This window comes from Bacillus sp. Root131 (assembly GCF_001429475.1).
GTDB lineage: Bacteria > Bacillota > Bacilli > Bacillales > Bacillaceae_G > Bacillus_A > Bacillus_A thuringiensis_S.
In genome coordinates this window covers 19,581-43,683 of the sequence record NZ_LMJQ01000001.1, presented here as the reverse complement: position 1 = coordinate 43,683, position 24,103 = coordinate 19,581, and the positions used below count along the sequence as shown (strand labels likewise).

Here is a 24,103-nt window from a genome sequence, read left to right as displayed (position 1 = left end):
TTTTATTTTTAATTAGAACGCTCTTCAAGCCAATTTCCAATCGTCGGATATGTTTGTTTTACAGCTGTTCCACCGTAAACAATAGACATATGCCCTGTCGGTAAACATACATATTGTTTATCTGTGCTAGAAATATGGTCTAGTAACGCTTCTACTTGACATGGCAAAGCGATATGATCACGTTTCCCGGAAATATTTAAGACATTCGCTTTAATATTTGCAAGGTCTACCTTTTGTCCGCGAATAACAAGTTCACCCTTAACCAGTTTATTATTTTGATAAAAATCACGAATCCACTGTCTGTATGATTCACCTGGGAACGGAATACCATCACCAACCCACTTTTGAACCAATCTCCAGCTTTCGACGAAGCGCTCATTCTCTGAACGATCTACTAAAGCAACATATGGACCAACAAAGTTCGTAATTGGTTTTAACATTTTGTTTCCGAAATCAATCATTTCTGGCGGAATATTTCCAAATGTATCAACCGCTTTATCTAAATTGAAGTATTTCTCATCTAATAAAGGACCATACAATCCTGTTTCAGAGAAATCAAAAGGACTTGTCATGAAAATTAAATTACGAATTGGCATGTGCGGATGAAGTGCTGCATAAATGGAAGTTAGCGTTCCACCCATGCAATAACCAAGTAAAGAAATCTCGTCCGCTTTTGCAGTTCGCATTACTTTTTTTACTGCTTTTGCAATATAATCAAACACGAAATCATCAAATTTCAAATGACTATCTTCTAAACCAAATGTGCCCCAATCAAGCATATACACATCAAAACCACGATCCACTAGATATTCCACTAAACTATTTCCAGGAGTTAAATCCATAATATATGGTTTATTAATAAGAGCATATATTAACAGAATTGGAACTCTTTGTGTTTTTTCTTGTTTTGGAATGTAGCGATAAAGCTTCGTCTTATTCTTCGTCCAAATAACCTCTTTCGGCGTTAATCCTACTTGCGGCTCTGGTTCACGTAATAAAATTTCACTCGCCCTTTTCACTCGGCGGTATGCTTTTCGGTACTCTTCTGGGTATAGCTCTAATTGCTTTTCCCATTCTGTTGCGAATGTAGTCATTTTCCTATCTCCTTTTTGGTCGATTTCCTTCTAAAAAAAGAAGTGCATTCCTGCTATGGATATGCACTTTTTTCTTACTTCATTACATATATAATCCGCCGTTAATGTTTAATTGCTGACCTGTGATATACGCACCGTCACGGCATAGGTATACTACACCTTTTGCAATTTCATCAGCTTGACCAAAACGTTTTTTCGGGATTTTTGCAACGATTTTTTGACGTACTTCTTCTGGTACTTCTGCTACCATTTCAGTATCAATAAATCCAGGGCAAATTGCATTTACAGTGACATTTGTTTTTGCAAGTTCTAATGCTAATGATTTTGTAAATCCTAACATACCCGCTTTTGCTGCTGAGTAGTTTGTTTGGCCAAATCCACCTGCTTGGCCAATAATAGAAGAAATGCTAATAATTCTTCCTTCTTCCGCTTCCGTTATGTATGGAAGAACCGCGCTTGTCGTATTAAATACGCTACTTAAATTCACGTCAATTACGCGCTCCCAATCTTCACGATTTAACTTTTTGAATGTACGATCTCTTGTAATACCAGCATTATTAACAAGAATATCAACTTTACCAAAATGATTCACAGCTTCTTCCACAAGTCGGTTTGCATCTTCTACTTTAGAAACATCCGCTTGCACTGCATAAACGTCATGTCCATCTTTTCCTAGTTCATTTACTAAATTTTCAGCTGCTTCTTTACTGCTATTATAGTTAATAACTACTTTCGCTCCCTCTTGTGCTAATGCTACTGTAATTGCTTTTCCAATCCCTTTTGCTCCACCTGTTACGATTGCTACTTTGCCATTTAATTGAACCATTTCTTTTCCCCCTTAAATGAATTTGTGAACGATTGTTATGAATCATTTTGGTACTCATACTGTAGAGTCCCTATATAATTATGTTTCGCCGTTTACACGTGAAAGAGATTCTCCCTCTCTCTTTTACCTGTTATAAACAAGCGCTTTTATCATTTTTTATTTTCCGGCTTATTCGCAGGCTTTATCTCTTCTTTTACAGGTACTTGTAGTTTAGCTAGTACTGCATTTTGCTTTTCTAGCAATTCTAAAATTTGATCTACTTTTGTTTCAAGCGTACGAATATCTTGTTTCACTTTCGTCACATCACGCTTTAATGTAGGAGCTTGTCCTAAAGAATCTACTTTCTCCTCTAGAAACTCCTCAATGTTATCTACTTTATTTTCTAAGTTAATAACAAGCGTAGCCACTCTTGCGATATCCTCTTTCGTCGGCACATTTACTTGTTCTAAATAGTTTTTTGTCGTATCATTTAATGCTTTTTGATAAAACAAATTCAAATCTAGAACGCTGCCCATCCAAGCAGAATATTCTTCTGTTTTAATTGTTTCATTGAGCGCTTTTCCCCAAAATGTTTCGGTTTGTTCATAAGCATTTTTCCATGCTTGTAGTGGATCGAATTTTTGATCAATCACTTTACCTACACTCCCTTTTTCGTTTTTGAAACAATTCAACCTATTCACTATTTTCTAATATTCTGAATAAAACTTCAAGTCTATATTTTATTTTTTTCTATTTTCTAACAAATGTGTTGACTTTAAAAACAGATAGGTGTAAATTGCACTTATAAGCAAAAAATTCCATCTAACTGATTCATGAGGTGATGCACAATCATGCTACAAAATGAACCAGAACAACGCGAAAGTTTGGAGAACAACCAAGCGAAACAACCAAACTCCATGCCAAAAAACTTCTTAGTTCCCTTCTTACTTCTCTGTCTAAAAGACTGGAGTCTTCATGGTTACAAACTTATTCAAATGCTAATGGATATCGGCTTTTCTTCTGTTGACCAAGGTAATGTTTATAGAACACTACGCAAATTAGAAAAAGAAAACCTTATTTCTTCTACTTGGGATACAAGCGATGGAGGGCCGGCAAAAAGAATTTATTCTTTAACTGAATATGGAGAGCAATATTTAACAACATGTGCGACTTCTTTTGAACATTATCAAAATATGTTGCGAACGTTTTTCACGTTATACACCAATGCATTCTTTCCATTTTCTACTTCTCCAGAAAAGGATGAAAAGGATTCTTCATCTTCACCTGGTGGTACAGCAGAGTAATCTGCGTTCACAATATGCAAAAAAACATTTGGGGGTCAAACAATGGAAACTAAACCATACGAATTAGTCGATGCATTTTGGAAAAACTGGTCTCAATCACTTTCCCTTTTCTCTTCAGCTGGGAAACAATTAGAGCAACTTACTTTAGAAACATTAAAACAACAACAAGACGCTTTGCATAAATTAACATCAGGAGTAGATGAACTAGAAAAAGAACTACAACAACTCACTGCTCAGTTCAATAACCAATATACAGATTACGTGAAACAATTAACTGGAAACTCCTTAAATGATCAAATTAACGAGTGGCAAGACAAGTGGAAGGAACTTTCTGCTCATATGCAGCAACTTACTGTTTCTCCTACAAAAACATCTTTGTCAATCCTTACACAAACAAGCGGTCAATTTGAAGAAACAACAAAACAATTTATTGAGCAACAACAATTACAACGTGAAGAGGCTCAAAAACAGTTAGAGGTTTTTTTGGAAGAGTTCAAGTCAAAACAGTTGGAACTCGCAAAAAAGTTCGAGGAAAATTCAAAAAATCTATTTACTTCCATCAAGTAAGAAAAATGTGGGAGCTAACTGCAGCACAAACAAAACTCTTTCTTCCTCCTACTACATCAAGATGGCTAGCATTTTTCGATATGGAAAAGAAGGAGGACAAAATGAATCCATTTCAAGAAGCACAAACTGTTCCGGAGCTTCGTTATGATGAGATTCAAGTCGGTGATCAAGCATCCCTTACAAAAACAATTACGGATGAAGATGTTATCAATTTTGCAAAATTGACTGGAGATGTGAATCCTATTCATATTTTAGATTCTTTTGCAAAAACAACAATGTTTAAAGAACGTATTGCTCACGGTATGCTCGTTTCGAGTTTTATTTCTACCATCCTTGGAACGAAACTCCCAGGCAAAAATACGATTTATTTATCCCAAAATGTTTCATTCCGTGCCCCTGTCAAAATCGGTGATACACTTCGTGTTGTGGCAGAGGTTATTAAGAAGCGTGACGATAAAAAAATCATTACGTTGCAAACAAACATATATAATCAATCAGATGATATTGTCGTGGAAGGAACGGCGACAATACTAAAAAAAGAGTAGCAAATTTGCTACTCTTTTTTCTATCCAAGAACTTCTAATCGCACCGATTACTTCCGCGTATGACTACGTCATTTCCACATAAAATAACGTTACCAGTTTAGATAAGAACTTAGCTGAACTGGACTACTCATAAGGATGTGTATCAACATGGTAAAAACAAACAAATTATTAGTTCCAGGTGCAGAGCAAGCGCTTGAACAATTTAAATATGAGATTGCACAAGAATTTGGTGTAAGCTTAGGGTCTAATACAGCATCTCGTTCTAACGGTTCAGTTGGCGGTGAAGTAACAAAACGTCTTGTTGCTTTAGCACAACAACAATTACGTGGATAATAATATAACATATGGCTTAGAGGCAGATATTCTCTGCCTCTTTCTATTTTCAACATACATAATAGTGCTTTTTCACATACTAATCAAAGCAAAATGAAAGGAGCGATATGTGAAATGAAACGGATTAATATTAGCATGAGCCCTCCACGCGTTCTTACTTTATCTTTTCTTCTATTATCAGTTGTCGGCACATGCTTATTAAAACTGCCCATTGCTACGACAACGTCCATTTCATGGCTCGATGCCTTATTTACAACCGTTTCCGCTTGTACTGTTACTGGGCTTGGTGTTGTAGATACCGGAAAAATGTTTACTTTATTTGGACAATGTGTCATTTTAGCGCTTATACAAGTTGGCGGGCTTGGCATTATGAGCTTTGCTGTCTTAATTGCGATTATGCTCGGAAGAAAAATCGGTCTTCAAAACCGTATTTTATTACAACAAGCATTAAATCAAACGAATATCGGCGGCGTCATCCGTCTTGCCAAATCGTTATTTTTATTCTCTTTTACAGTCGAATGTATCGCTACTTTAATTCTTTCTTTTGAGTGGGTACCAAAATATGGGGTTACCAAAGGGATCTATTATAGTTTTTTCCATTCAATCTCAGCCTTTAACAATGCTGGTTTTTCTGTGTGGAGCGATAATTTAATGTCCCATTCTCATAGCATTCTTGTCAATTTCGTCATTTCCTCTCTCATCATTTTAGGTGGAATAGGTTTTACAGTAATCGTAGACATAAAAAGAAAGAAAAACTTTAAAAACCTTACACTACATTCAAAACTTATGCTTTCTTCTACTCTAATCGTCAACATTATTGCTACCCTTTTTATTTTTATATTCGAGTTCCATAACTCCCTTTCTATGAGAGGTTTTACCCCATTTGAAGAAGGAATAGCCTCTTATTTTCAAGCAATTTCGACGCGAACTGCCGGGTTTAATACAGTTGATATTTCTACATTGTCAAAACCTTCCCTCCTATTAATGATGCTCCTTATGTTTATTGGTGCTGGTAGCGCTTCAACGGGTGGTGGGATTAAGTTAACAACATTTTTAATCATATTTTTTGGCGTATTTAAATTTCTACAAGAACAAGAGGATATTGTCGTATTTAAAAAATCCATTAAAGATACTCTCATTGTCAAATCATTAACTATTACTATTATTTCCATTTCATTTATCTTTTTTGCTATTTTAATTTTGAGTATTACTGAGCGAGTTCCTCTATTGATGAGTGCTTTCGAAGTATTTTCAGCATTTGGGACTGTTGGCCTCAGTATGAACTTAACACCCCACTTAACTATAATCGGAAAAGCTATTATTATCTTTATGATGTTTTTTGGGAAAATGGGTCCTTTAACATTGGCTTTTTCATTTGCTCGTAAAAAGAACCGGAAAATAAAATATCCGAATGAAGATATTTTAACAGGTTGACAACCGTAGAAATTATCCATATAATGAGAATACAATAGCATATCTCCAAAGGGGAGTAGCGTCCAAGAAAATTTCTTGGAAACAAAGTCGTCATTACGTAGAACTTAGTTCTTCCGGCTTTGTTGGCATTTTCATTACATATGTCTAGCAAGACCTTTGCCTATTAACGGCAGAGGTCTTTTTTGTATTCATTTCCAGATTCTTCCAAAGTTAATAGGCAGGAGTATGGGGAAACTAAATAGTGGGGAAATTCTTCACTTATTTAGAACTTATAGAAATGAGAGGAGAATGTACATGGATGTATCATTATTATTGGAGTATGGTTGGGTATTACTCATCCTAATTGCACTTGAAGGAATTTTAGCGGCTGATAACGCTCTTGTTCTTGCAATTATGGTAAAACATTTACCAGAAGAAAAACGAAAGAAAGCACTATTTTATGGATTAGCGGGGGCATTTGTTTTCCGATTCGGATCGTTATTTATGATTTCGTTCTTAGTCGATGTATGGCAAGTGCAAGCAATCGGTGCCATCTACCTTATGTTTATCGCTGGTAATCACTTATTTAAAACGTATATTAAAAAGAATACGGATGAAGAAACTGAAGAAAAAGAAGCAAAGAAAAAACAAGAGAACTTTTGGTGGACTGTATTTAAAGTTGAGGTTGCTGATATCGCCTTCGCAGTTGATTCAATTTTAGCTGCTGTTGCACTAGCAATGACTTTACCAAAAACAGGATTAGGTACAATTGGTAGTCTTGATACTGGGCAATTCGTTGTTATCTTTGTGGGTGGACTTATCGGATTAATCATTATGCGATTTGCAGCAACTGCTTTCGTACAAATCTTAAAACGTAAACCAGGACTTGAAACTGCAGCATTCTTAATTGTAGGTTGGGTTGGTGTAAAGCTAGCAGTTTATACATTAGCACACCCTGCATTAAATGTAATTCCACATTCATTCCCAGAATCCACTCCGTGGAAGCTTACATTCTGGATTGTATTAGTCGGAATCGCAGTTGGTGGTTGGTTCTTCTCAAAAGAAGTAGAAGTAAAAGTAGAAAAGAATTTAGACGAAAAAGCGCTGTAATTACAGCGCTTTTTCTTTTTGCTTTCTTCCTCTCAATATCCAGAAAAAATTCCATTATACTATCTTTTGTAAACGTTTTCTAAATATATGTATGTCCTTTTTGTGAAACATTGCACAAACTTATTGAAAGTGAGAACAATTCCATGTACTTTATTCATATAAGGAGTATTTATAGAAGATTTACTAAAGGAGCGTATTACTCATGCTAGAACAAGGACTAGATTATGTTGTCAAACTGGCTAAAAGCAAAAAGAAAATGCTAGATACAAACCCAATGCAATATTTCATTCGTGCTGCACTTGCGGGTATTTATATCGGTTTTATTATTGTACTATGTTTTAAATTAGGTAATTTTTTTCACATTGCAGATTCACCAGCAACTTATTTAGCTGCTTCTATGTTTTTCGGGATTGCTCTCGTACTTATTATATATGGCGGTGCTGAATTGTTTACTGGAAACACAATGTACTTTACTGTAGCAACTTTAAGAAAGGAAACAACGATTTCTGATACACTGCGTAACTGGGTTGCTTGTTACGCAGGTAACTTAGGTGGCGCGTTATTCTTTGCCTTACTATTTTACGCAACTGGAATTTTTGAAGCAATTGATCACGGTCACTTAATGAGTAAAGTCGTTGAAGGAAAGATGAACACACCTACAATGCAGTTATTCTTTAAAGCCATTTTATGTAACTGGCTCGTATGTCTTGCTTGCTTCTTACCTTCTCAGGTCAAAGGTGACACAGCAAAAATAATGGTCATGATGCTACTTGTTTTCACATTCTTCTTATCTGGTTACGAACATAGTATTGCAAACTTATCACTCTTTGCTTTATCTTTAGTTTCACCGCATCCTGAGACAATTTCTTTTTCAGGTGCTATTCATAACTTAATTCCTGTTACAATCGGTAACATTATTGGCGGATCAGTATTTGTCGGTATGGTATACCACTACTTAACTAAGAAAACACCTGACGTTCAACAGGAAGAAACTGAAATCGCAGCAGCTCAACAAGAAGAGATTATTCCTTTACAAGCACATATGAAACATTAAAAACTCCAAAGTTTTACTTTGGAGTTTTTAGCTTCCCACATATTTAACAACAAGGTAAGGATTAATTTCTCCTTCTTCCTTTCCCTTATCCAATCTTTGTTTCATCTTATGCATACCGATGATATCATTCGTATGAAGGTGAATTTCATTTACATATAACCCTTCTGTACAAAAGGCTTCTACAAAATCTAGTCCACTTTTTTCTCCCCATCCCATATTAAAATCAAGGGAAAGAATATTCACACCATAATCCCGAACCATTTGTAAGGTACATTCTACTGTAGTTGCCGGCACATACCCGAACGGACAACTTCTTTGATCATCCATATATACGTTCATTTTCTATTCCCTCTCTACTTTGAATATGCGACCAATACATAACATATTGCCCCAAGGCTAATAAAAGGACCAAATGGAATGGGCTTTCGTACTTCTATACGCTTTAATACGATCCCAATCCCGAAAAAACAAAGACTAAAACAAGATGCTAAAAATAAAATGATAAAAACTCCCTTCACTCCTACTATAAACCCAAGCAACGAAAGTAGTTTTATATCTCCACCGCCAAGCCCTTCTGGATATATCTTTTGCATGCAATATAACAAAATGAATATAACACCACTACCAACTATACTATCTGTCCAAGTAACTAATTGTACAAAAACACTTTCGAGAATGAGTAAAACGGCAAATGAAATTAAAATACAATCAGGAATTAACATATATAAGTAATCTGTAAGTGAAATAATAAGAAGTAGCGAAAAAAGGGATAAAATGATAATAAGCTCTCGTTCTATTCCAATCATATACACGGTAAGAAGAAATATACTTCCTGTTATACATTCAAATGCTACATACATAATCGGAATTTGCCTCTTACAATTCGTACAACAGCCTCTTTGTATATAAAATGAAATGATGGGGATTAGTTCTTTTGGCCTTAGCACATATTTACAATAATGACAATGTGAACGCGGGGTAATGATAGACTCCCCTAATGGAACCCTCATCGCAACTAACATAAAAAAAGACCCAAACACCATTCCTGCTAACAGTGCATATAAATAAGTGAACATCCCTTCCTCTCCTTTCCCAAAAAACATAGCAAAAAAAGGAGAGAACTTCTACTTCATATTATCCATTATTCTACTAAAAAAGCAGGCCATTTTCTGGCCTGCTTTCCCCTCTTTTATACGATGAAATATATTGCTTTTAATGGTCCATGTACTCCGACAACAAGATTCATCTCAATGTCAGCCGAGTTACTTGGTCCTGTAATAAAGTTAATACAAGATGCCGCTGTCTCGCCATCTTCTACACGTGAGTTCATATCCTGAACTGCTTGTGTAATACGAGGCACAAGTGTTTCACGTGGAATAATAGCTAAATATACAGTCGGTAAAAAATGTAAAGAACGTCCTTGTCCTTTATGACTTTGTACAACAATTGTACCAGATTCAGCTAATGTATAATCACTAAATGCAATACCAATATTCGCTTTTTCAGCTAAACGCATATTTCCGTCTTTTCTCTCTGGATCCCATACGTTTACTTCAACGTCTCGCTTTGGAAGTTCTTCTTTAAATAAAGATGTTAAACCATATGCATCAAAACGCTCATCCGCTGATAATAAAATAGGTCCTCCGCCGTTTTCCATGATTACTTGTTGAAGGTCTTCACGTAAACGTTCATTTGTCGTTTCTACTACAGTTGTATGAATGTTTGTACATTGATTTTTAAACACTTCTAGTAATTCTTCTTGTGAATAATCTTTTAACGTTTCTATATTCACATTACTTTTCCATACTGGACGCTCTACACCTTCTGTTTTACGCGCGCGCCCAAGTTCTTTTGCAATGTTATCTAGAAAGGCATCACGGTTTTGAATTAATCCTGTCATTATTTATCCCCGCCTTTCTTATGATCTTTATACCAATCACGGAATCGTTCTTTACTTGGAGCTGGGAATTCACGAATATCCGTCCAGTTTTTAAGTGGGCCAACACCTTTTGATACACGATTACCAGATGTAAATGGACTCATTGCCGCTGGTGCCATTTTTGAACCCATTTTATATAAAGCAGCTGAAGAAGCACCCATACTAAACATTTTCATCGCTAGTTTTTCTGCAAGTGGTGCACGACCTTCTTGCTCAACGATGACTTGACGATGTTTTAATAATAAATCATGCAATGGAATTTTTACTGGACAAGCTTCTGTACATGCTCCGCATAAACTAGATGCATAAGGAAGCTCTTTATAATCATCATATCCACCTAGAAGCGGTGTTAATACCGCGCCGATTGGTCCTGAATAAATCGATCCATATGAATGTCCACCAACGTGACGATATACAGGACATACGTTAACACAAGCAGCGCAACGAATACATTGTAATACTGAACGGAATTCAGATCCAAGAATTTGAGAGCGACCATTATCAACAACAACTAAATGGAATTCTTCAGGTCCATCAACTTCCTCTTCTTGAATTGGTCCTGCTACTGTTACATAACTTGTTAATTTTTGACCTACTGCACTACGACATAGTAAACCAACTAAAACATCTAATTCTTCCATTGTCGGAACCATACGTTCCATACCCATTACTGCAATTTGTGTTTTCGGAATTGACATAACAAGATCTGCATTACCTTCATTCGTTACTAAACAAAGGGAGCCCGTATTTGCAACAGCAAAGTTACAACCAGTTACACCAATTTCTGCATCCATAAATTTCTCACGAAGTTGTTTACGAACAAACTTTGTCATTTCATACGGGTCATCAGAATTTTCATAGCCTAGCTTTTCTTTAAATACATCGCGAATTTGCGTTCTATTTTTATGAAGTGCAGGTGCAATAATATGTGAAGGTGGATCGTTATCTACTTGCAAGATATACTCTCCTAAATCACTCTCTAACACTTCACAGCCAATCTCTTCAAGCGCATGGTTCATACTGATTTCTTCTGTTACCATCGACTTTGATTTTACTACTTTTTTCGCTTGTTTCTTTTTGGCGACGTCTTGAATATACTTTGCTGCTTCCTCTTTCGTCTTCGCAAAGTACACGTGTCCGCCTCTTTTTGATACATTTTCACTTAACTGCATTAAGTAATAATCAAGATTTTCTAACGTATGTTGACGGATTTGTTCACCTAGTTCACGCCACTCTTCCCAGTTTCCTAATTCATCTGCGGCTTTTAAGCGATTCGTATATAAGCGCGTTTGTGCCGAAGATACTGCTCCGCGCATAAACGAATCTTGAATTCCATCACCAACGCGATCATTAAATTTTTTCTCACTGATTTTCATAGACATAGCTTATGTTCCCCCTTCATGAGCGACTATTCAGTACCTCAGCAATATGCATTACTTTTACTTCTTTTCCTAAACGCTCAATACGTCCGCCAATGTTTAACAAACACCCACAATCTGCACCGATTAAATAATCTGCACCTGTTTCCATTACACTATCTACTTTTTCATCTACCATTTGCTCAGAGATTGGAGTCATCTTAACTGAAAACGTTCCCCCAAACCCACAACAATTTTGCACGTTTGGCAAATCTCTCACAGTTAATCCTTTTACATTTGATAATAAAATCCCTGGTGCTTCTTTTACTCCGAGCATACGTGTCATATGACATGATTTATGAATAGTAGCTATCCCTGATAAACTTGCACCAACATCTGTAACTTTTAAAACATCTACAATAAACTGTGTAAATTCATAAGTTTTATCAGCAACTTTTTGTGCACGTTTAGCCCACTTTGGATCATCTTTGAAAACATGCGGATACTCATGAAACATTGTCGCACACGAGCCAGATGGTGTAACAATATATTCTGCATCTTCAAAAGTTTCAATCATATGTTTCATCGCTTCTTTTGCTGCTTCTACATGGCCGCTATTATAAGCAGGCTGACCACAACAAACTTGTGCTTCTGGAAATTCAATTTCACAACCTAAACGCTCCAACACTTCAACTGTTGCTTTACCGACATTTGTTTCAAACATATCGACTAAACAAGTAACAAATAAAGTAACTTTCATAACTATTACTCCCCCTTTTTACAACTTCGCCAACAAACATATGGTCATCAGATGATTGAGTAGAGAAGAAATAGGCTCAACCATGGCCTATCCTCTCCCTCTCCTAAAGAAAACGCTTACTTAATCTTTCTCTATTTTATCAGAAAATTAAATTTTTAAAAGATTAAATTACGAATTTATATCGTTTTTACCTGTGACAATATGTTCTACATTTGTTAAATGATCTAGCATTGCTTTCTGCGCTAATTCTACATCTTGTTTTAACACCGCATCATATATAACTTGATGCTCTTCTATAAGTCGTTCTGATGTCGTTTGTTCACCATATAAAATAATGCGTCTTGATTCACCAATTGTTTCAGCAATCATCTCTGAAACATGATTCATGAGTTCAAGCAAAATGTTATTATGCGAAGACTCTGCAATTCCCATATGAAATTGAAAATCAGCTTTTTCGCCAGCCTTTTCATCTCCAATGCTCTTTGCCATTTCATCTAACCAATGTTTCATATTTTGTAAATTATCTTCCGTACGTTTTGCCGCCGCTACTCGAACTGCCCCCACTTCAAGCACCTTTCGTACTTCTAATAAATTCAAAATATCTTCTTTCTTCATTAATAATCTATTGTTTAATGATTTTGTTAATGAAGAAGAATCGAAGTTCTTCACATATGTACCTTCTCCTTGTTTCATCTCAATTAAGCCCATCGCTCTTAGCGCACTTAGCGCTTCACGAACAGCAGATCTGCCAACTTGAAACTGCTCAGCTAATTGATGCACAGGGAGTAGTTTGTCACCAGGTTTTAACGTACCATTTTTAATCATTGTTAAAATAGCTTCAGATACTTCTTCGTAAATTTTTTTCGGTTTAATAGATTTGTACTCCAGTTAAATCACCTCAGTATCTTCCAAACAACAATTGAAACGATTTATAAGAACTTTGCATCATAACTATTTTAGACCGAATTGATAAGAAGTACAAATGTTTTGTTCATAAAATAGTCAAATTTCCGATATTTATTACATATTAATTTATATTTTTACGTATAAAGTGAAACTTTAATCAGTAGTTTTTTTTCATCCCCCACCTAACTTCTTTGCTTCCGCTGAATTTTGAGGTGGGGGGGCTTACTGCCCGGCAAATAGCGAGATAAATATTCCCTTCAATATAAAGAACATGTCCTAAAAATTAGAACATGCCCACCTCATCCTGTACATTCAGTTTAATAATAACCGTTGTTCCCTTATCTTTTTCACTTTTAATTTTCCACTGTCCACCATGTATATGAACAATTTGTCTCACAATAGCAAGGCCTAAACCTGTTCCACCATGTTGACGACTTCTCGCTTTATCAACTCGGTAAAAGCGCTCGCCAAGATTTTCTAAATGCTCTATATCAATGCCAATTCCTGTATCTTTTATTTTTAATTCACAGTAATCATCGATTTGCTCTAAAGTTATAACGATATTTCCATTTTGATTTGTATACCGTATCGCATTATCTAACACATTATGAAGCACCTGTTGCATACGATCCTCATCAATCATGACAATGACCTCTGGATTTAAATTGGTTGAAATATGAATTTCCTTTTCTATAAACTTAATCTCATACGTATCTAATACGTCTTCAATCAGCTGTGAAAAAACGATAGGTTGCTTCTTTAACGGAAAGTGCTCACCTTCTAATTGCGCTAAGTCTAACAAGTCATGAACGAGACGCTGCATACGACCTGCTTCTTTATGAATTAGCTGCGTTACTTTTTCCTGCTGTGGTCCCTTTGCAACGCCATCTAAAATAGCCTCGCTATACCCTTTTATATAACTAAGTGGTGTTCTAAGTTCATGCGAAACATTTGCTAAAAATTCCTTACGCTTTACATCTTCTGTTTCCAATGAATTTGCCATTTTATTAAATGCTTTTCCTAGTCGTCCAATTTCATCCTCTGAAGAAACGGTAATCCGCTCCGAGAAATCTCCCGTAGCCAAATGGTTTGCAACCCGCTCCATTTGCGAAAGCGGCTTCGTTATTGCAATTATAATTTTTCTTCCAACCCATATCGTAATTAAAATCATCGCAATTGCTAGTGGTGCTAAAATAAGACCCATATCATATATTAAGTCTTTTATACTTTTTAAAGGAATATAAGAATATACAATTCCGACTAATTTTTTATTTTCCAATACAGGGATGACAACCCCCATAATATTACGTTCAAAATGTTCTTCATATCCTATCTTTGTCACAGTTTTCCCATCTAATAGCGTTTGCCTATCTCCTTCACTTATAAGAGAATGATGATGCACATCAAAAGGTAAACATGCACTTAAATCACGCGGATTAGACACGAAAAGAACGTCTGAACTAGATATTTGATCAAATGATCTTACTTTCTCTTCAAAAATTGATATTCCTTCGCGCTTATCATACTGAGCAGCAAGATTTTTCCCTTCCATTACTAATGAACCTTTTAAATTATCAACGTATAGTTTTTCATATGAGTATAAAGATACGAAATAAAGAAAGGACACTGTTACACATACTGCACACACTACTGTAAGCCAAAGTTTTTGTACCATCGTAAACATACGTTACACCTCGAATTTATAGCCTACACCCCAAACAGTTTGAATGTAGTTTCCACTTTCTCCAAGCTTCAAGCGCATCGTTTTCACGTGCGTATCTACTGTTCTTGTACTTCCCGCATAATCATATCCCCATACCTTTTCAAGTAATTGTTCCCGGCTAAATACTTGTCCTGTATGCTGACAAAGAAAATATAGTAAATCAAACTCTTTTACTGTAAGAGAAATCGGCTCACCATCCGCCTCTATTCGTCTACTTTTTTCATTGATAAGAATTGGTCCAAATTGAATCTCTTCTTGCTGTTCTTGCTTTGTATATCTTCTTAACACAGCTTCCATACGGGCAACCAATTCCCCAGGACTAAACGGTTTTACAATATAATCATCCCCTCCCATACGTAAGCCGTTCACCCTATTCCACTCTTCACCTTTTGCGGTTAAAAATATAATCGGCACATCTGACGTTTTTCTAATTTCTTTACAAACTGAAAGTCCATCCATTTCTGGCATCATAATATCTAATACAACGAAATCATAATGATCTGTTTCTAGTTTTTTAAGAGCCTCTTTTCCATTTTCAGCTTCTCCCCACTCATATCCGAAGTTGTCCAAATACATTCCAACAAGCTGCCTCATATCACTTTCATCATCTACAACTAGCACTCTATATTTATTCATTATCCTTCCCTTCCCTCTCTATGAGTTGAAACGGTCCTTTTCCGACTTTAATTGTTTGTTTTATTTTCAAATTCTTCATATCCATAACGCACACTTCATCACTATCATAACTTGCTACATATCCTTCTGCTCCGCTCTCCAAAAATGCAAATGGATTCGATCCTACTTCTACAGAAGCTATTTCTTTATATGTGCTAATATCAAACTTTCTAAGTGTGTTCGAACCATGACTTAGTGCATATACGTACTTACTATCCTTCGTTATATTCACAGGCATAAATGGAGCGTGTAAAGAGCGCACCATTTCTCCCCCCTGTAAAGAATACACTAACACTTTCTCATTTACTTGATTTCCATCACCATGTCCGCCAATCCATATTTCTTTCCCATCAGGACTAATCGTTGCTCCGGTTGATGCTGGCGGAATCATAAAGGATTGAACAACTTCTTTTTTCTTCGTATCAATTGTCGTTAGTTTCGTATCATAAAAGTTTAGTACAGATAACCGATTATGATACTCTACCATCGTTATAGGACCTTTTCCTGTTGAAACATTTCCTGTCTCTTTCCCATTTATCGTAAAGAACCTTACCTTTTGAACATTTTGATCGGCAGCAAATAATTGCTTTTTATCTTCTGATACGACCACATTTACAATGCCCTTTCCAGTTTTATATTTTTCCACTTGCCTTCCTTCCGCCAATGAATATACATACATATATTCTAATTGCTTACCGTATACAAGGATTTCCTCACCGTTTGGAAGCAGTGTGATTCCGGCCATTGGCTCATTTAGTTCCCATGTCGTGATTAACTTTTTATTTTTTTTATCAATAAAACTAATGCTTCCTTCTTTTATATTCGTTGTTATAATAACATTTTTATCTTTAGCAATTGGTGTATATGAACTTCCTTGACACCCTACTAATAGAAATAAAAAACAGAGAAGAAAAACATACTTTCTCAAAAGATTCCCTCCATCTTCGGATGATTTCGTTATAATTGTAAAATAACAAATAAATGTGTGGAAAGTGTGAAATTTTCCTTTCTTACTCAATTTACATATATAATGTACAACAAATAGAATTTGAGGTGTGTCAATTATGCTATTTCCTGATTTAGCGAATAAAATTGTACGAGAAGTACGCAGACTAATTACAGAGAATATTATTATTATTAATATACAAGGCGTTATTATTGCAAGTACAGATACAGAAAGAATTGGTCAATTTCATGAAGGTGCACTCCGCTGCGCTAACCAAAAGAAAACTGTCATCATTACAACAGAAGATGAAAGGCAGTTGCAAGGTGTAAAGGCTGGAATGAATCTTCCTTTATTATTTCATGACGAAGTAATTGGTGTTATTGGAATTACAGGAGAACCTGAAAATATTTCACGCTATGGAGAAATATTGCGTAAGATGACCGAGTTATTAATTCATGAAAACTACTTTTTAGAGCAACTAGAACTTGAGCACCGTTCTTATGAAGCTTTCGTCTTTGATTGGCTTCAAAATACAGCATGGTCTCCAAGTTTTCTCGATCGCGCCAAAACACTTGGCATTGATTTATATAAGAAGAAACAACTTATTTTGTTTTCTATTGGAAAAAATGACACGATGCTCCAGCGTAAAATATGGCAACATATACGCAATATATTAACAAAAGAGCATCTATTTGTTCGGTGGGGAAATGATCGTTTTATTTTATTTACAGCGATGAGCTCCAACGAGCAAACATACCAATTTTTAAAACGATTAAAACAAGACTGCGAAGCTTTATTTTCTATTCCTTTATATATCGGGATTGGACAAACAGTTACCCCAAACAATATGAACATATCTTACGAACAAGCATTACGTGCTCTTTCTGTATCATTGGAAACGAAACAAATTGTATTTAATGAAGATTTACGTTTAGAAATGTGTTTACAAGATATTTCTGCCGAAACGCGTGAACAATTTCTAGAGCGTACCATCGAAAACTTACTATCATCTCCTGAGCTTATGCACACCTTACGCTTATTTATCGATTATAACCAATCTTATAAACAGACAGCTAAACAATTACATATACACATTAACACATTACATTACAGGCTAAAAAAGATTGAAGAGCATACAGGACTTGATCCAAAACAATTCAAAGACTTAAACGTTTTATACTTCGCACTCCTCCTATTAGATAATCATACAAAAAAGAACGATAAAACAGATTAATCTTTAGATGATTACACATAGAAAGAATCCCTTTACTTTTTTATCATTATAATGAAAGCACTGTTACCACGTTGTTTATTATAACTAAACACGTTAACAGTTTGAGGGGGATTTCCAATGTTAGAAAAGCAAATTATTCATTCATTCGTATCTATTGTTGGCGAAGATAATGTAGATACATCCAATATGGGGCGTTTAACTTATAGTTATGATGCCACTCCAAACTTCCAAGCAATGCCTGATGCAGTCATTGCTCCACGTAATACAAATGAAGTAGCTGAAGTGTTAAAGGTATGTAACACTCACAAAATTCCTGTGTATGTTCGTGGGTCTGGAACAAATCTTTGCGCAGGAACATGTCCACTTGAAGGCGGTATCGTCCTTATTTTCCGCCATATGAACAATATTTTAGAAATTGATGAAGAAAACTTAACAATTACTGTACAAGCTGGTGTCATTACACTTGATATTATTAAAGCAGTAGAAGAAAAAGGTTTATTTTATCCGCCAGATCCAAGTTCGATGAAGATTTCTACAATCGGCGGCAATATTAATGAAAATTCAGGTGGGTTACGCGGCTTGAAATATGGCGTAACACGTGATTATGTAATGGGGCTTGAACTTGTCTTACCAAATGGTGATATTATTCGTACTGGCGGCAAATTAGCAAAAGATGTAGCTGGTTACGATTTAACTCGTTTATTTATCGGCTCTGAAGGAACACTTGGCGTGGTAACAGAAGCGATATTAAAACTTGTTCCTATGCCTGAAACAAAGAAAACAATGCTTGCACTCTATGAAGATATTAATGAAGCTGCACGTGCTGTTTCTTCTATTATTGCAAATAAAATTATTCCAGCAACTCTGGAATTTTTAGACCAACCGACAATTGAAGTAGTAGAAGAGTTTGCACAAATCGGTTTACCTACAGATGTAAAAGCAATTTTATTAATCGAACAAGACGGCCCGCCCGAAGTAGTCAATCGAGATATTGAAAACATGGCTAACGTTTGCCGCTCTATGAATGCAGTTGATGTTCGCATTGCAAAAGATGAAACGGAAGCAGATGCACTTCGTACCGCTCGCCGTAGTGCACTATCAGCGCTCGCACGATTAAAACCTACTACAATATTAGAAGATGCAACTGTACCACGTTCACAAATCGCTCCGATGGTTGAAGCTATTAATGCCATTGCAAAAAAATATAATATTCCTATTTGTACGTTTGGACACGCTGGTGACGGTAACTTACATCCAACTTGTATGACAGACGCTCGTAATGCAGAAGAAATGCACCGAGCTGAACAAGCTTTTGCTGAAATATTTACGAAAGCAATTGAACTTGGTGGCACAATTACTGGTGAACATGGTGTTGGTGCGATGAAAGCTCCATATTTAGAAATGAAATTAGGTAAAGAAGGTATTGCAGCTATGCAAGGAATAAAGCAAGCTTTCGATCCAAATAACATTATGAATCCTGGAAAAATGTTCGCGAAAGACACTCGAAAAAGAGTGGTGGTTGAGCGATGACCACATTAAATAAAGAAAATATTCAAAAAGAATTTAAAGAACGATTAAGTGAAGATGAATTACTAAACTGTATGCGATGCGGTTTTTGTTTACCTACTTGTCCTACCTACATTCAATCCGGATATAAAGAGTCACATTCACCGCGCGGACGTATCGCATTAATGAAAGCTATCGTTGATGGTTTAATCGAACCAGATGAAGATGTTGAAAATACATTAAACGTTTGTCTTGGTTGCCGTGCTTGTGAGCCTGTTTGTCCATCTGGTGTAAATTATGGACATTTATTAGAAGAAGCTCGTGATATTATTAATCAAAATAAAAAATTCTCAATGCCAGTGAAAGCTGTTCGAAAAGTCGTTTTTGAAGGATTGTTCCCCCATCAAAATCGAATGAGAACATTAACAGGACTAATTGGATTTTATCAACGTTCTGGTTTACAAACACTAACACATAAAACAGGTATTATGAAGTTATTCCCTGAAACACTTGCAACGATCGATCTCATTTTGCCAAAAGTGCCAAAAATGAAAGCAATGAAAGATCGTCCTTCATTTTTACCTGCAGAAAGTACAAAGAAAAAACAAGTTGCATTCTTCACAGGCTGCTTAATGGATACTATGTTTTTAGAAACAAATAACGCAACGATGAAACTTCTTCAATTAGCTGGTTGTGATATCGTTATTCCGAAAACACAAAGTTGCTGCGGTGCATTGCATGGACATGCTGGTGAAAAGAGTGGAGCAAAAGAATTAGCAAAGCGAAATATAAAGGCATTCGAAGATTTAAACATCGACTATATTATTACGAATGCAGGTGGTTGCGGAGCTTACCTCGTAGACTATGATTATCTTTTAAAGGATGATCCAGAGTGGGCTGAACGTGCTAAGCAGTTTGTTTCTAAGATTAAAGATATTACTGCTATACTAGTAGAACTAGACTTCCATAAGCGAACTGATTTACGACTCACGCAGCAAATTATTACGTATCAAGACTCTTGTCATTTACGCAATGTTATGCGCACAGCTTCTGAACCTCGTATGTTACTAGAGGCTATCCAAGGTGCAACATATCGTGAAATGAAAGATGCGGACCGCTGCTGTGGCTCTGCTGGTATTTACAATATTGTTCATTCAGAGTTATCAATGGAATTTCTAGATTACAAAATGGACCGTGTGCATGAAACAGACGCAGCAACCATTGTTACTGCAAATCCAGGTTGTTTATTACAAATGAAATTAGGAATTGAGCGAGAAGGGCTTTCTCATAAAATGAGAGGAATTCACATTGTAGATTTATTATTAGAAGCAATTGAAACTAACTCGTAACATACGTAATAATAGGAAAACGGCTATCTCCTTCGTCTATGTAAAGAGATAGCCGCTTTTTTGTCTGCTACAACATTAAAAATATGTTACTTTATTATAAAAAAGAACAACAGAAACATTACAGTTTTGTAAAAATCAATCCATTATATTCCTCAAAAAATCGCTCAAACCATTGATACAATAGGATTCTTTATTTTCTCTTTAGGTAAATTTATCCAAAAAACCCCTCTTAAAATCAAGTATAAAAACACTATAAATTCCTTTTATACTCTATATTTCTCTTATTTTTGCTCACTTCTTCTCTTAGGATAAATTAGGTAATTTTAAAGTCTATGAATTTTTTTCCATCTTTTTTCTCGCAAATTGTATGCTACGATGAATTTGTCAGTCAGACAGGCTGTCAAAAACAAATCGTGTGAAAACAAATTAAAACTTTATATAGGGGGACACACATCATGAAAAAGCGTGTTTTATTATCTGTAGCTGCTGCAACAGCTCTTACTTTAGGAGTATCTTCTCTAGATGCACAAGCTGCAACAGTACAACCATCTAACATTAAGGTTCAAAATATTCAGCATTCAAAAGTAATGATGAAACAAATGAACCAACAAGAATTACAAGCATTCTTACAATCTATGGGCGTTGAGTCATTAGCGCAATGGCAACAAGGAAACTTCCTACCAAATTGCATTATTCCTGGTCAACAACCTACTGAAAATGTTGTAACTGAGCAACCAACAGCTAAGCCAGAAACTCAAAAGCCTGCTGAGCAAAAACCTGCTGAAGAAGTTCAAAAACCAGAAGCTCAAAAGCCTGCTGAAAACAACAATACTCAAAAACCTGCTGAACAAAAACCTGCTGAGCAAAAGCCTGCTGAAGAAGCAAAATCTTTAAGCGAGTTCGAACAACGTGTTGTTGAATTAACAAACGCTGAGCGTACAAAGCAAGGCTTACCAGCACTAAAAATCGATACTGAATTAAGCAAAGTAGCACGCATTAAGTCTGAAGACATGCAAAAAAACAACTACTTTGATCATAACAGCCCTACATACGGGTCTCCGTTTGACATGATGAAGAAATTTGGTATTTCTTATACATCTGCAGGTGAAAACATCGCTCAAGGCCAACGTACACCTGAAGAAGTAGTACAAGCTTGGATGAACAGCGCTGGACACCGTGCAAACATCTTAAATAACGGCTTCACTCACATCGGTGTTGGTTATGTAGAAAGCGGCAACTACTGGACACAACAATTTATTACAAAGTAAATAGATTAAAAGAGTCTTCTCATAATGAGAAGACTCTTTTTCAAGTTTCATAGCTTTCTATTATGTATGAATAGAAAATATAGAACATAAACAACATAGATCCACAGCTTATTACACTAAGCAATATATAAAATCCCCACTCTAAGTTCAAAAACAATGAAAACAATATGCCACATGCCATCACTTGAAAAATCCGTCTACTTACTAAACGAATTTTTTGTAATTTAATTGGATCTTTTTCTTTGCCTTTTATTTTCTTAAATTCTTTACTCAGCATAAAAAGAAACATACTAATCCCAATCGTTAATCCTGTTTGAAAGAATATAAAATCTCCAAAATTAATCAAGAGAATAAGCATATGAATAAACAACATAAATAATGTAATTTTCTTTATAAATCCACCTATAATACAATGCTCTCTTTCATTAAACTTAAATATATTATGTGAAATAATATACAAAAATCCATATGAAAAAATAATAAAACAACGAATAAATGCTACAACAACTTGTTTACTCATAAACTCGTTTGGCTCACCATTTACGTTCCAATGTACTGCCATACGATTTGGTAAATAGGGGTAAAGACATAGAGTAACTAAAAGACAAGCGAAAAATATTCCAAGTACATACTTATATTTGATCAAGTAATTCTCACCTCTCTTTTCTCTTAACGGCTTCGCTTCTTTTAGAGAAATCCCTGCAAAAATCTACTTTTTTCAAATTAAAACTTATACTTTACGCATTTTCTTTTTGAAATTCTTTTATTTTATTATTTAATTTTGTAGGAAACGGCACATCAACTTCAATCGCTTCTTTCGTAATTGGATGCAAGAAATTTATCTTCATCGCATGTAATGCTTGACTGGACATATATTTTGTTTGCCCACCATATAATACATCCCCAACTAGTGGATTACCATTATGACTCATATGAACACGAATTTGATGCGTTCTACCCGTTTCTAATTGTAACGTTACGAAAGTCGTGTTTTGCTTCTTAAAATACTTTTCTACTTTATAATATGTGATAGCTTGGTCACCTTTTGGAGAAATACGACGCCTTGTAGCATGATGGCGATCCCTTCCGATAGCAGCATCAATCGTTCCTTGTTTCTTCTTTACTTTCCCTTCAACGAGCGCTGCGTACGTTCTTTTAATTTTTCGTTCCATTAATAAACGATCCATAATTGCACCAGCAATTCTATGCTTAGCAAACACGACACCACCTGTCGTATCTTTATCTAAACGATGAATATGACGAACCTTCGTCTCTAAACCTTGCATTTGAAAATGAAAAGCAACAAGATTTGCAAGCGTCCCGTTTCCACCTTTTTCAGCAGGATGTGTGTCCATTTGCTCTAGTTTATTTACGATGAGTACGTGATCATCTTCGTATACTACATGTAATTCACCATATTCTGGATCTACACCGTACTCTTCCTCCGCAAACATATGAACTTGTAACTTATCGTTCTCTTTTAAAAGCTCATTCCATCTTCTTTGTTCCCCGTTAACCGTAACACCTTTTTCCATACGAAGCTGATGTAATAGCTTTTTCGGTATTTCCCATTCTACTTTTAATACCGATTCAATACTTATACCATTCCATTTAGCTGGAACGGTAATTTCACACCATTCGCCCTTTTTCTTTGTTTCCATACTGTTTATCACCTTATTTCTATTGATTCTCTCATTGTAACGGAAAACACACTTTGATGCACCGTCAAAAATAGAGGACAGTCTTATAATAGACTGCCCCTCAAGCTCTAAGCCTTTTCATTTCTAACAATACTTCTTCAGCTTTTTGTTCATACGATAAATCTTTAAAGAAATCTGCCAACCTTTTATAATCATTGTAAGCATCTAATAAATCGTCCATCCTTTCTATTTTCATCACTTGTTGTTTTTGTTTCATTTTTACTGGATAACGATAACCTGATACTTCTTGTATTTTGTAATACTCATCCTCTACTTGAACGACCTTTACAAGTTCTTCCTCCTCTGCATCCATCGTATACCCGTCAAATTCTCTAAGTAGTTCATAAATGATATGAGTCCATTCATCTTTTGGATAAAATCCCTTTTCTAACCGATAACCGACAATGCGATACATATGCCCATCGTTTTCTGCAAACTGTACTGTATCATTTAACTTAAACTTAAAATAACGAAACATTGCCTTCACCTACTTGTATGTAATGTTCTTATCACA

The 24,103-nt window shown here is 35.6% G+C and carries 26 protein-coding genes and 1 riboswitch; of the genes, 11 read left to right on the top strand and 15 right to left on the bottom strand.

Going from position 1 to position 24,103, the window contains the following annotated elements; all coding sequences use genetic code 11:
* Positions 1–8: 8 nt before the first annotated feature.
* The 3 genes from phaC to phaR form a co-directional block, all read right to left on the bottom strand.
* A complete protein-coding gene (phaC, locus tag ASE54_RS00230; protein WP_000206331.1) occupies positions 9–1,094 on the bottom strand; it encodes a class III poly(R)-hydroxyalkanoic acid synthase subunit PhaC in 1,086 nt (361 codons plus the stop codon).
* 82 nt (positions 1,095–1,176) lie between these two features.
* Complete coding sequence (locus ASE54_RS00225; protein ID WP_000250407.1) at positions 1,177–1,920, bottom strand: acetoacetyl-CoA reductase; 744 nt, start codon at positions 1,918–1,920, stop codon at positions 1,177–1,179.
* Between the two features lie 149 nt (positions 1,921–2,069).
* On the bottom strand, positions 2,070–2,552 hold the full coding sequence (gene phaR, locus ASE54_RS00220) for a polyhydroxyalkanoic acid synthase subunit PhaR (protein WP_000566941.1): 483 nt from the start codon (positions 2,550–2,552) through the stop codon (positions 2,070–2,072).
* A 198-nt stretch (positions 2,553–2,750) separates the two neighbouring features.
* On the opposite strand from phaR, the gene phaQ reads away from it, so the two are divergent.
* The 7 genes from phaQ to ASE54_RS00185 all read left to right on the top strand — a co-directional run bounded on the left by phaQ (position 2,751) and on the right by ASE54_RS00185 (position 8,225).
* Positions 2,751–3,203: a poly-beta-hydroxybutyrate-responsive repressor gene (gene phaQ, locus ASE54_RS00215; protein WP_000939954.1), complete on the top strand. Its 453-nt coding sequence runs from the start codon at positions 2,751–2,753 to the stop codon at positions 3,201–3,203.
* A gap of 42 nt (positions 3,204–3,245) precedes the next feature.
* Positions 3,246–3,770, top strand: a complete 525-nt coding sequence (gene phaP / locus ASE54_RS00210) for a polyhydroxyalkanoic acid inclusion protein PhaP (RefSeq protein WP_000448597.1) — start codon at positions 3,246–3,248, stop codon at positions 3,768–3,770.
* A 101-nt stretch (positions 3,771–3,871) separates the two neighbouring features.
* Entirely contained in the window at positions 3,872–4,315 is a 444-nt protein-coding gene (locus ASE54_RS00205; RefSeq protein ID WP_001067916.1) for a MaoC family dehydratase, read from the top strand.
* Positions 4,316–4,462: 147 nt separating this feature from the next.
* Entirely contained in the window at positions 4,463–4,648 is a 186-nt protein-coding gene (locus ASE54_RS00200; protein WP_000241212.1) for an alpha/beta-type small acid-soluble spore protein, read from the top strand.
* 114 nt (positions 4,649–4,762) lie between these two features.
* Positions 4,763–6,082, top strand: coding sequence for a TrkH family potassium uptake protein (locus tag ASE54_RS00195; RefSeq protein WP_000822358.1), 1,320 nt, complete (start codon positions 4,763–4,765; stop codon positions 6,080–6,082).
* Between the two features lie 38 nt (positions 6,083–6,120).
* Positions 6,121–6,294, top strand: a riboswitch (yybP-ykoY riboswitch).
* A gap of 82 nt (positions 6,295–6,376) precedes the next feature.
* On the top strand, positions 6,377–7,171 hold the full coding sequence (locus ASE54_RS00190; RefSeq protein ID WP_000383303.1) for a TerC family protein: 795 nt from the start codon (positions 6,377–6,379) through the stop codon (positions 7,169–7,171).
* Positions 7,172–7,373: 202 nt separating this feature from the next.
* Positions 7,374–8,225, top strand: coding sequence for a formate/nitrite transporter family protein (locus ASE54_RS00185; RefSeq protein WP_000893035.1), 852 nt, complete (start codon positions 7,374–7,376; stop codon positions 8,223–8,225).
* Positions 8,226–8,252: 27 nt separating this feature from the next.
* Here the strand turns inward: ASE54_RS00185 and ASE54_RS00180 are convergent, their stop codons facing one another.
* The 9 genes from ASE54_RS00180 to ASE54_RS00140 form a co-directional block, all read right to left on the bottom strand.
* Positions 8,253–8,564, bottom strand: a complete 312-nt coding sequence (locus ASE54_RS00180; protein WP_001103767.1) for a cyclic-phosphate processing receiver domain-containing protein — start codon at positions 8,562–8,564, stop codon at positions 8,253–8,255.
* Positions 8,565–8,578: 14 nt separating this feature from the next.
* Positions 8,579–9,301 carry an A24 family peptidase gene (locus ASE54_RS00175; RefSeq protein WP_000495721.1) on the bottom strand — a complete coding sequence of 241 codons (723 nt, stop codon included), beginning with the start codon at positions 9,299–9,301 and terminating at the stop codon, positions 8,579–8,581.
* Between the two features lie 113 nt (positions 9,302–9,414).
* Positions 9,415–10,125 (bottom strand): lactate utilization protein C, encoded by a 711-nt coding sequence (locus ASE54_RS00170; protein ID WP_000147194.1) that lies wholly within the window; start codon positions 10,123–10,125, stop codon positions 9,415–9,417.
* Entirely contained in the window at positions 10,125–11,546 is a 1,422-nt protein-coding gene (locus ASE54_RS00165) for a LutB/LldF family L-lactate oxidation iron-sulfur protein (protein WP_000061930.1), read from the bottom strand. The genes ASE54_RS00170 and ASE54_RS00165 overlap by 1 nt, the downstream gene beginning before the upstream one ends.
* 16 nt (positions 11,547–11,562) lie before the next feature.
* The gene (locus ASE54_RS00160; RefSeq protein WP_000869152.1) at positions 11,563–12,282 is read right to left on the bottom strand and encodes a (Fe-S)-binding protein; all 720 of its coding nucleotides are present in this window, start codon (positions 12,280–12,282) and stop codon (positions 11,563–11,565) included.
* Positions 12,283–12,450: 168 nt separating this feature from the next.
* Positions 12,451–13,140 carry a FadR/GntR family transcriptional regulator gene (locus tag ASE54_RS00155; RefSeq protein WP_254894088.1) on the bottom strand — a complete coding sequence of 230 codons (690 nt, stop codon included), beginning with the start codon at positions 13,138–13,140 and terminating at the stop codon, positions 12,451–12,453.
* A gap of 331 nt (positions 13,141–13,471) precedes the next feature.
* Positions 13,472–14,872 (bottom strand): ATP-binding protein, encoded by a 1,401-nt coding sequence (locus ASE54_RS00150; RefSeq protein WP_000494814.1) that lies wholly within the window; start codon positions 14,870–14,872, stop codon positions 13,472–13,474.
* A 3-nt stretch (positions 14,873–14,875) separates the two neighbouring features.
* A complete protein-coding gene (locus ASE54_RS00145; protein WP_001046401.1) occupies positions 14,876–15,547 on the bottom strand; it encodes a response regulator transcription factor in 672 nt (223 codons plus the stop codon).
* Positions 15,540–16,514, bottom strand: a complete 975-nt coding sequence (locus tag ASE54_RS00140) for a hypothetical protein (protein ID WP_001234158.1) — start codon at positions 16,512–16,514, stop codon at positions 15,540–15,542. The genes ASE54_RS00145 and ASE54_RS00140 overlap by 8 nt, the downstream gene beginning before the upstream one ends.
* Before the next feature lie 127 nt (positions 16,515–16,641).
* Here ASE54_RS00140 and ASE54_RS00135 point away from each other — a divergent pair, with 127 nt between their 5' ends.
* From ASE54_RS00135 to ASE54_RS00120, 4 genes are all read left to right on the top strand, one after another.
* The gene (locus tag ASE54_RS00135) at positions 16,642–17,766 is read left to right on the top strand and encodes a sugar diacid recognition domain-containing protein (RefSeq protein ID WP_003256589.1); all 1,125 of its coding nucleotides are present in this window, start codon (positions 16,642–16,644) and stop codon (positions 17,764–17,766) included.
* A gap of 117 nt (positions 17,767–17,883) precedes the next feature.
* Positions 17,884–19,296, top strand: coding sequence for a glycolate oxidase subunit GlcD (gene glcD, locus ASE54_RS00130; RefSeq protein WP_000890758.1), 1,413 nt, complete (start codon positions 17,884–17,886; stop codon positions 19,294–19,296).
* Positions 19,293–20,621 (top strand): (Fe-S)-binding protein, encoded by a 1,329-nt coding sequence (locus ASE54_RS00125; protein WP_000209614.1) that lies wholly within the window; start codon positions 19,293–19,295, stop codon positions 20,619–20,621. Before glcD ends, ASE54_RS00125 begins: the two co-directional genes overlap by 4 nt.
* Before the next feature lie 455 nt (positions 20,622–21,076).
* Positions 21,077–21,889 (top strand): CAP domain-containing protein, encoded by an 813-nt coding sequence (locus ASE54_RS00120; protein WP_000747567.1) that lies wholly within the window; start codon positions 21,077–21,079, stop codon positions 21,887–21,889.
* Between the two features lie 40 nt (positions 21,890–21,929).
* Here ASE54_RS00120 and ASE54_RS00115 read toward each other — a convergent pair whose 3' ends face one another.
* The 3 genes from ASE54_RS00115 to ASE54_RS00105 all read right to left on the bottom strand — a co-directional run bounded on the left by ASE54_RS00115 (position 21,930) and on the right by ASE54_RS00105 (position 24,067).
* A complete protein-coding gene (locus tag ASE54_RS00115) occupies positions 21,930–22,535 on the bottom strand; it encodes a DUF1648 domain-containing protein (protein ID WP_000599009.1) in 606 nt (201 codons plus the stop codon).
* Positions 22,536–22,626: 91 nt separating this feature from the next.
* A complete protein-coding gene (locus tag ASE54_RS00110; RefSeq protein ID WP_000448345.1) occupies positions 22,627–23,550 on the bottom strand; it encodes an RluA family pseudouridine synthase in 924 nt (307 codons plus the stop codon).
* Positions 23,551–23,650: 100 nt separating this feature from the next.
* The gene (locus tag ASE54_RS00105; protein ID WP_000490302.1) at positions 23,651–24,067 is read right to left on the bottom strand and encodes a hypothetical protein; all 417 of its coding nucleotides are present in this window, start codon (positions 24,065–24,067) and stop codon (positions 23,651–23,653) included.
* Between the last annotated feature and the right edge of the window lie 36 nt (positions 24,068–24,103).

What these genes read in the sequence shown, in the direction of transcription:
- phaC (WP_000206331.1), bottom strand. Translation starts at nt 1,094, where the DNA reads ATGACTACATTCGCAACAGAATGGGAAAAGCAATTAGAGCTATACCCA.
- ASE54_RS00225 (WP_000250407.1), bottom strand. Translation starts at nt 1,920, where the DNA reads ATGGTTCAATTAAATGGCAAAGTAGCAATCGTAACAGGTGGAGCAAAA.
- phaQ (WP_000939954.1), top strand. Translation starts at nt 2,751, where the DNA reads ATGCTACAAAATGAACCAGAACAACGCGAAAGTTTGGAGAACAACCAA.
- phaP (WP_000448597.1), top strand. Translation starts at nt 3,246, where the DNA reads ATGGAAACTAAACCATACGAATTAGTCGATGCATTTTGGAAAAACTGG.
- ASE54_RS00205 (WP_001067916.1), top strand. Translation starts at nt 3,872, where the DNA reads ATGAATCCATTTCAAGAAGCACAAACTGTTCCGGAGCTTCGTTATGAT.
- ASE54_RS00200 (WP_000241212.1), top strand. Translation starts at nt 4,463, where the DNA reads ATGGTAAAAACAAACAAATTATTAGTTCCAGGTGCAGAGCAAGCGCTT.
- ASE54_RS00195 (WP_000822358.1), top strand. Translation starts at nt 4,763, where the DNA reads ATGAAACGGATTAATATTAGCATGAGCCCTCCACGCGTTCTTACTTTA.
- ASE54_RS00190 (WP_000383303.1), top strand. Translation starts at nt 6,377, where the DNA reads ATGGATGTATCATTATTATTGGAGTATGGTTGGGTATTACTCATCCTA.
- ASE54_RS00185 (WP_000893035.1), top strand. Translation starts at nt 7,374, where the DNA reads ATGCTAGAACAAGGACTAGATTATGTTGTCAAACTGGCTAAAAGCAAA.
- ASE54_RS00180 (WP_001103767.1), bottom strand. Translation starts at nt 8,564, where the DNA reads ATGAACGTATATATGGATGATCAAAGAAGTTGTCCGTTCGGGTATGTG.
- ASE54_RS00175 (WP_000495721.1), bottom strand. Translation starts at nt 9,301, where the DNA reads ATGTTCACTTATTTATATGCACTGTTAGCAGGAATGGTGTTTGGGTCT.
- ASE54_RS00170 (WP_000147194.1), bottom strand. Translation starts at nt 10,125, where the DNA reads ATGACAGGATTAATTCAAAACCGTGATGCCTTTCTAGATAACATTGCA.
- ASE54_RS00165 (WP_000061930.1), bottom strand. Translation starts at nt 11,546, where the DNA reads ATGTCTATGAAAATCAGTGAGAAAAAATTTAATGATCGCGTTGGTGAT.
- ASE54_RS00160 (WP_000869152.1), bottom strand. Translation starts at nt 12,282, where the DNA reads ATGAAAGTTACTTTATTTGTTACTTGTTTAGTCGATATGTTTGAAACA.
- ASE54_RS00150 (WP_000494814.1), bottom strand. Translation starts at nt 14,872, where the DNA reads ATGTTTACGATGGTACAAAAACTTTGGCTTACAGTAGTGTGTGCAGTA.
- ASE54_RS00145 (WP_001046401.1), bottom strand. Translation starts at nt 15,547, where the DNA reads ATGAATAAATATAGAGTGCTAGTTGTAGATGATGAAAGTGATATGAGG.
- glcD (WP_000890758.1), top strand. Translation starts at nt 17,884, where the DNA reads ATGTTAGAAAAGCAAATTATTCATTCATTCGTATCTATTGTTGGCGAA.
- ASE54_RS00125 (WP_000209614.1), top strand. Translation starts at nt 19,293, where the DNA reads ATGACCACATTAAATAAAGAAAATATTCAAAAAGAATTTAAAGAACGA.
- ASE54_RS00120 (WP_000747567.1), top strand. Translation starts at nt 21,077, where the DNA reads ATGAAAAAGCGTGTTTTATTATCTGTAGCTGCTGCAACAGCTCTTACT.
- ASE54_RS00110 (WP_000448345.1), bottom strand. Translation starts at nt 23,550, where the DNA reads ATGGAAACAAAGAAAAAGGGCGAATGGTGTGAAATTACCGTTCCAGCT.
- ASE54_RS00105 (WP_000490302.1), bottom strand. Translation starts at nt 24,067, where the DNA reads ATGTTTCGTTATTTTAAGTTTAAGTTAAATGATACAGTACAGTTTGCA.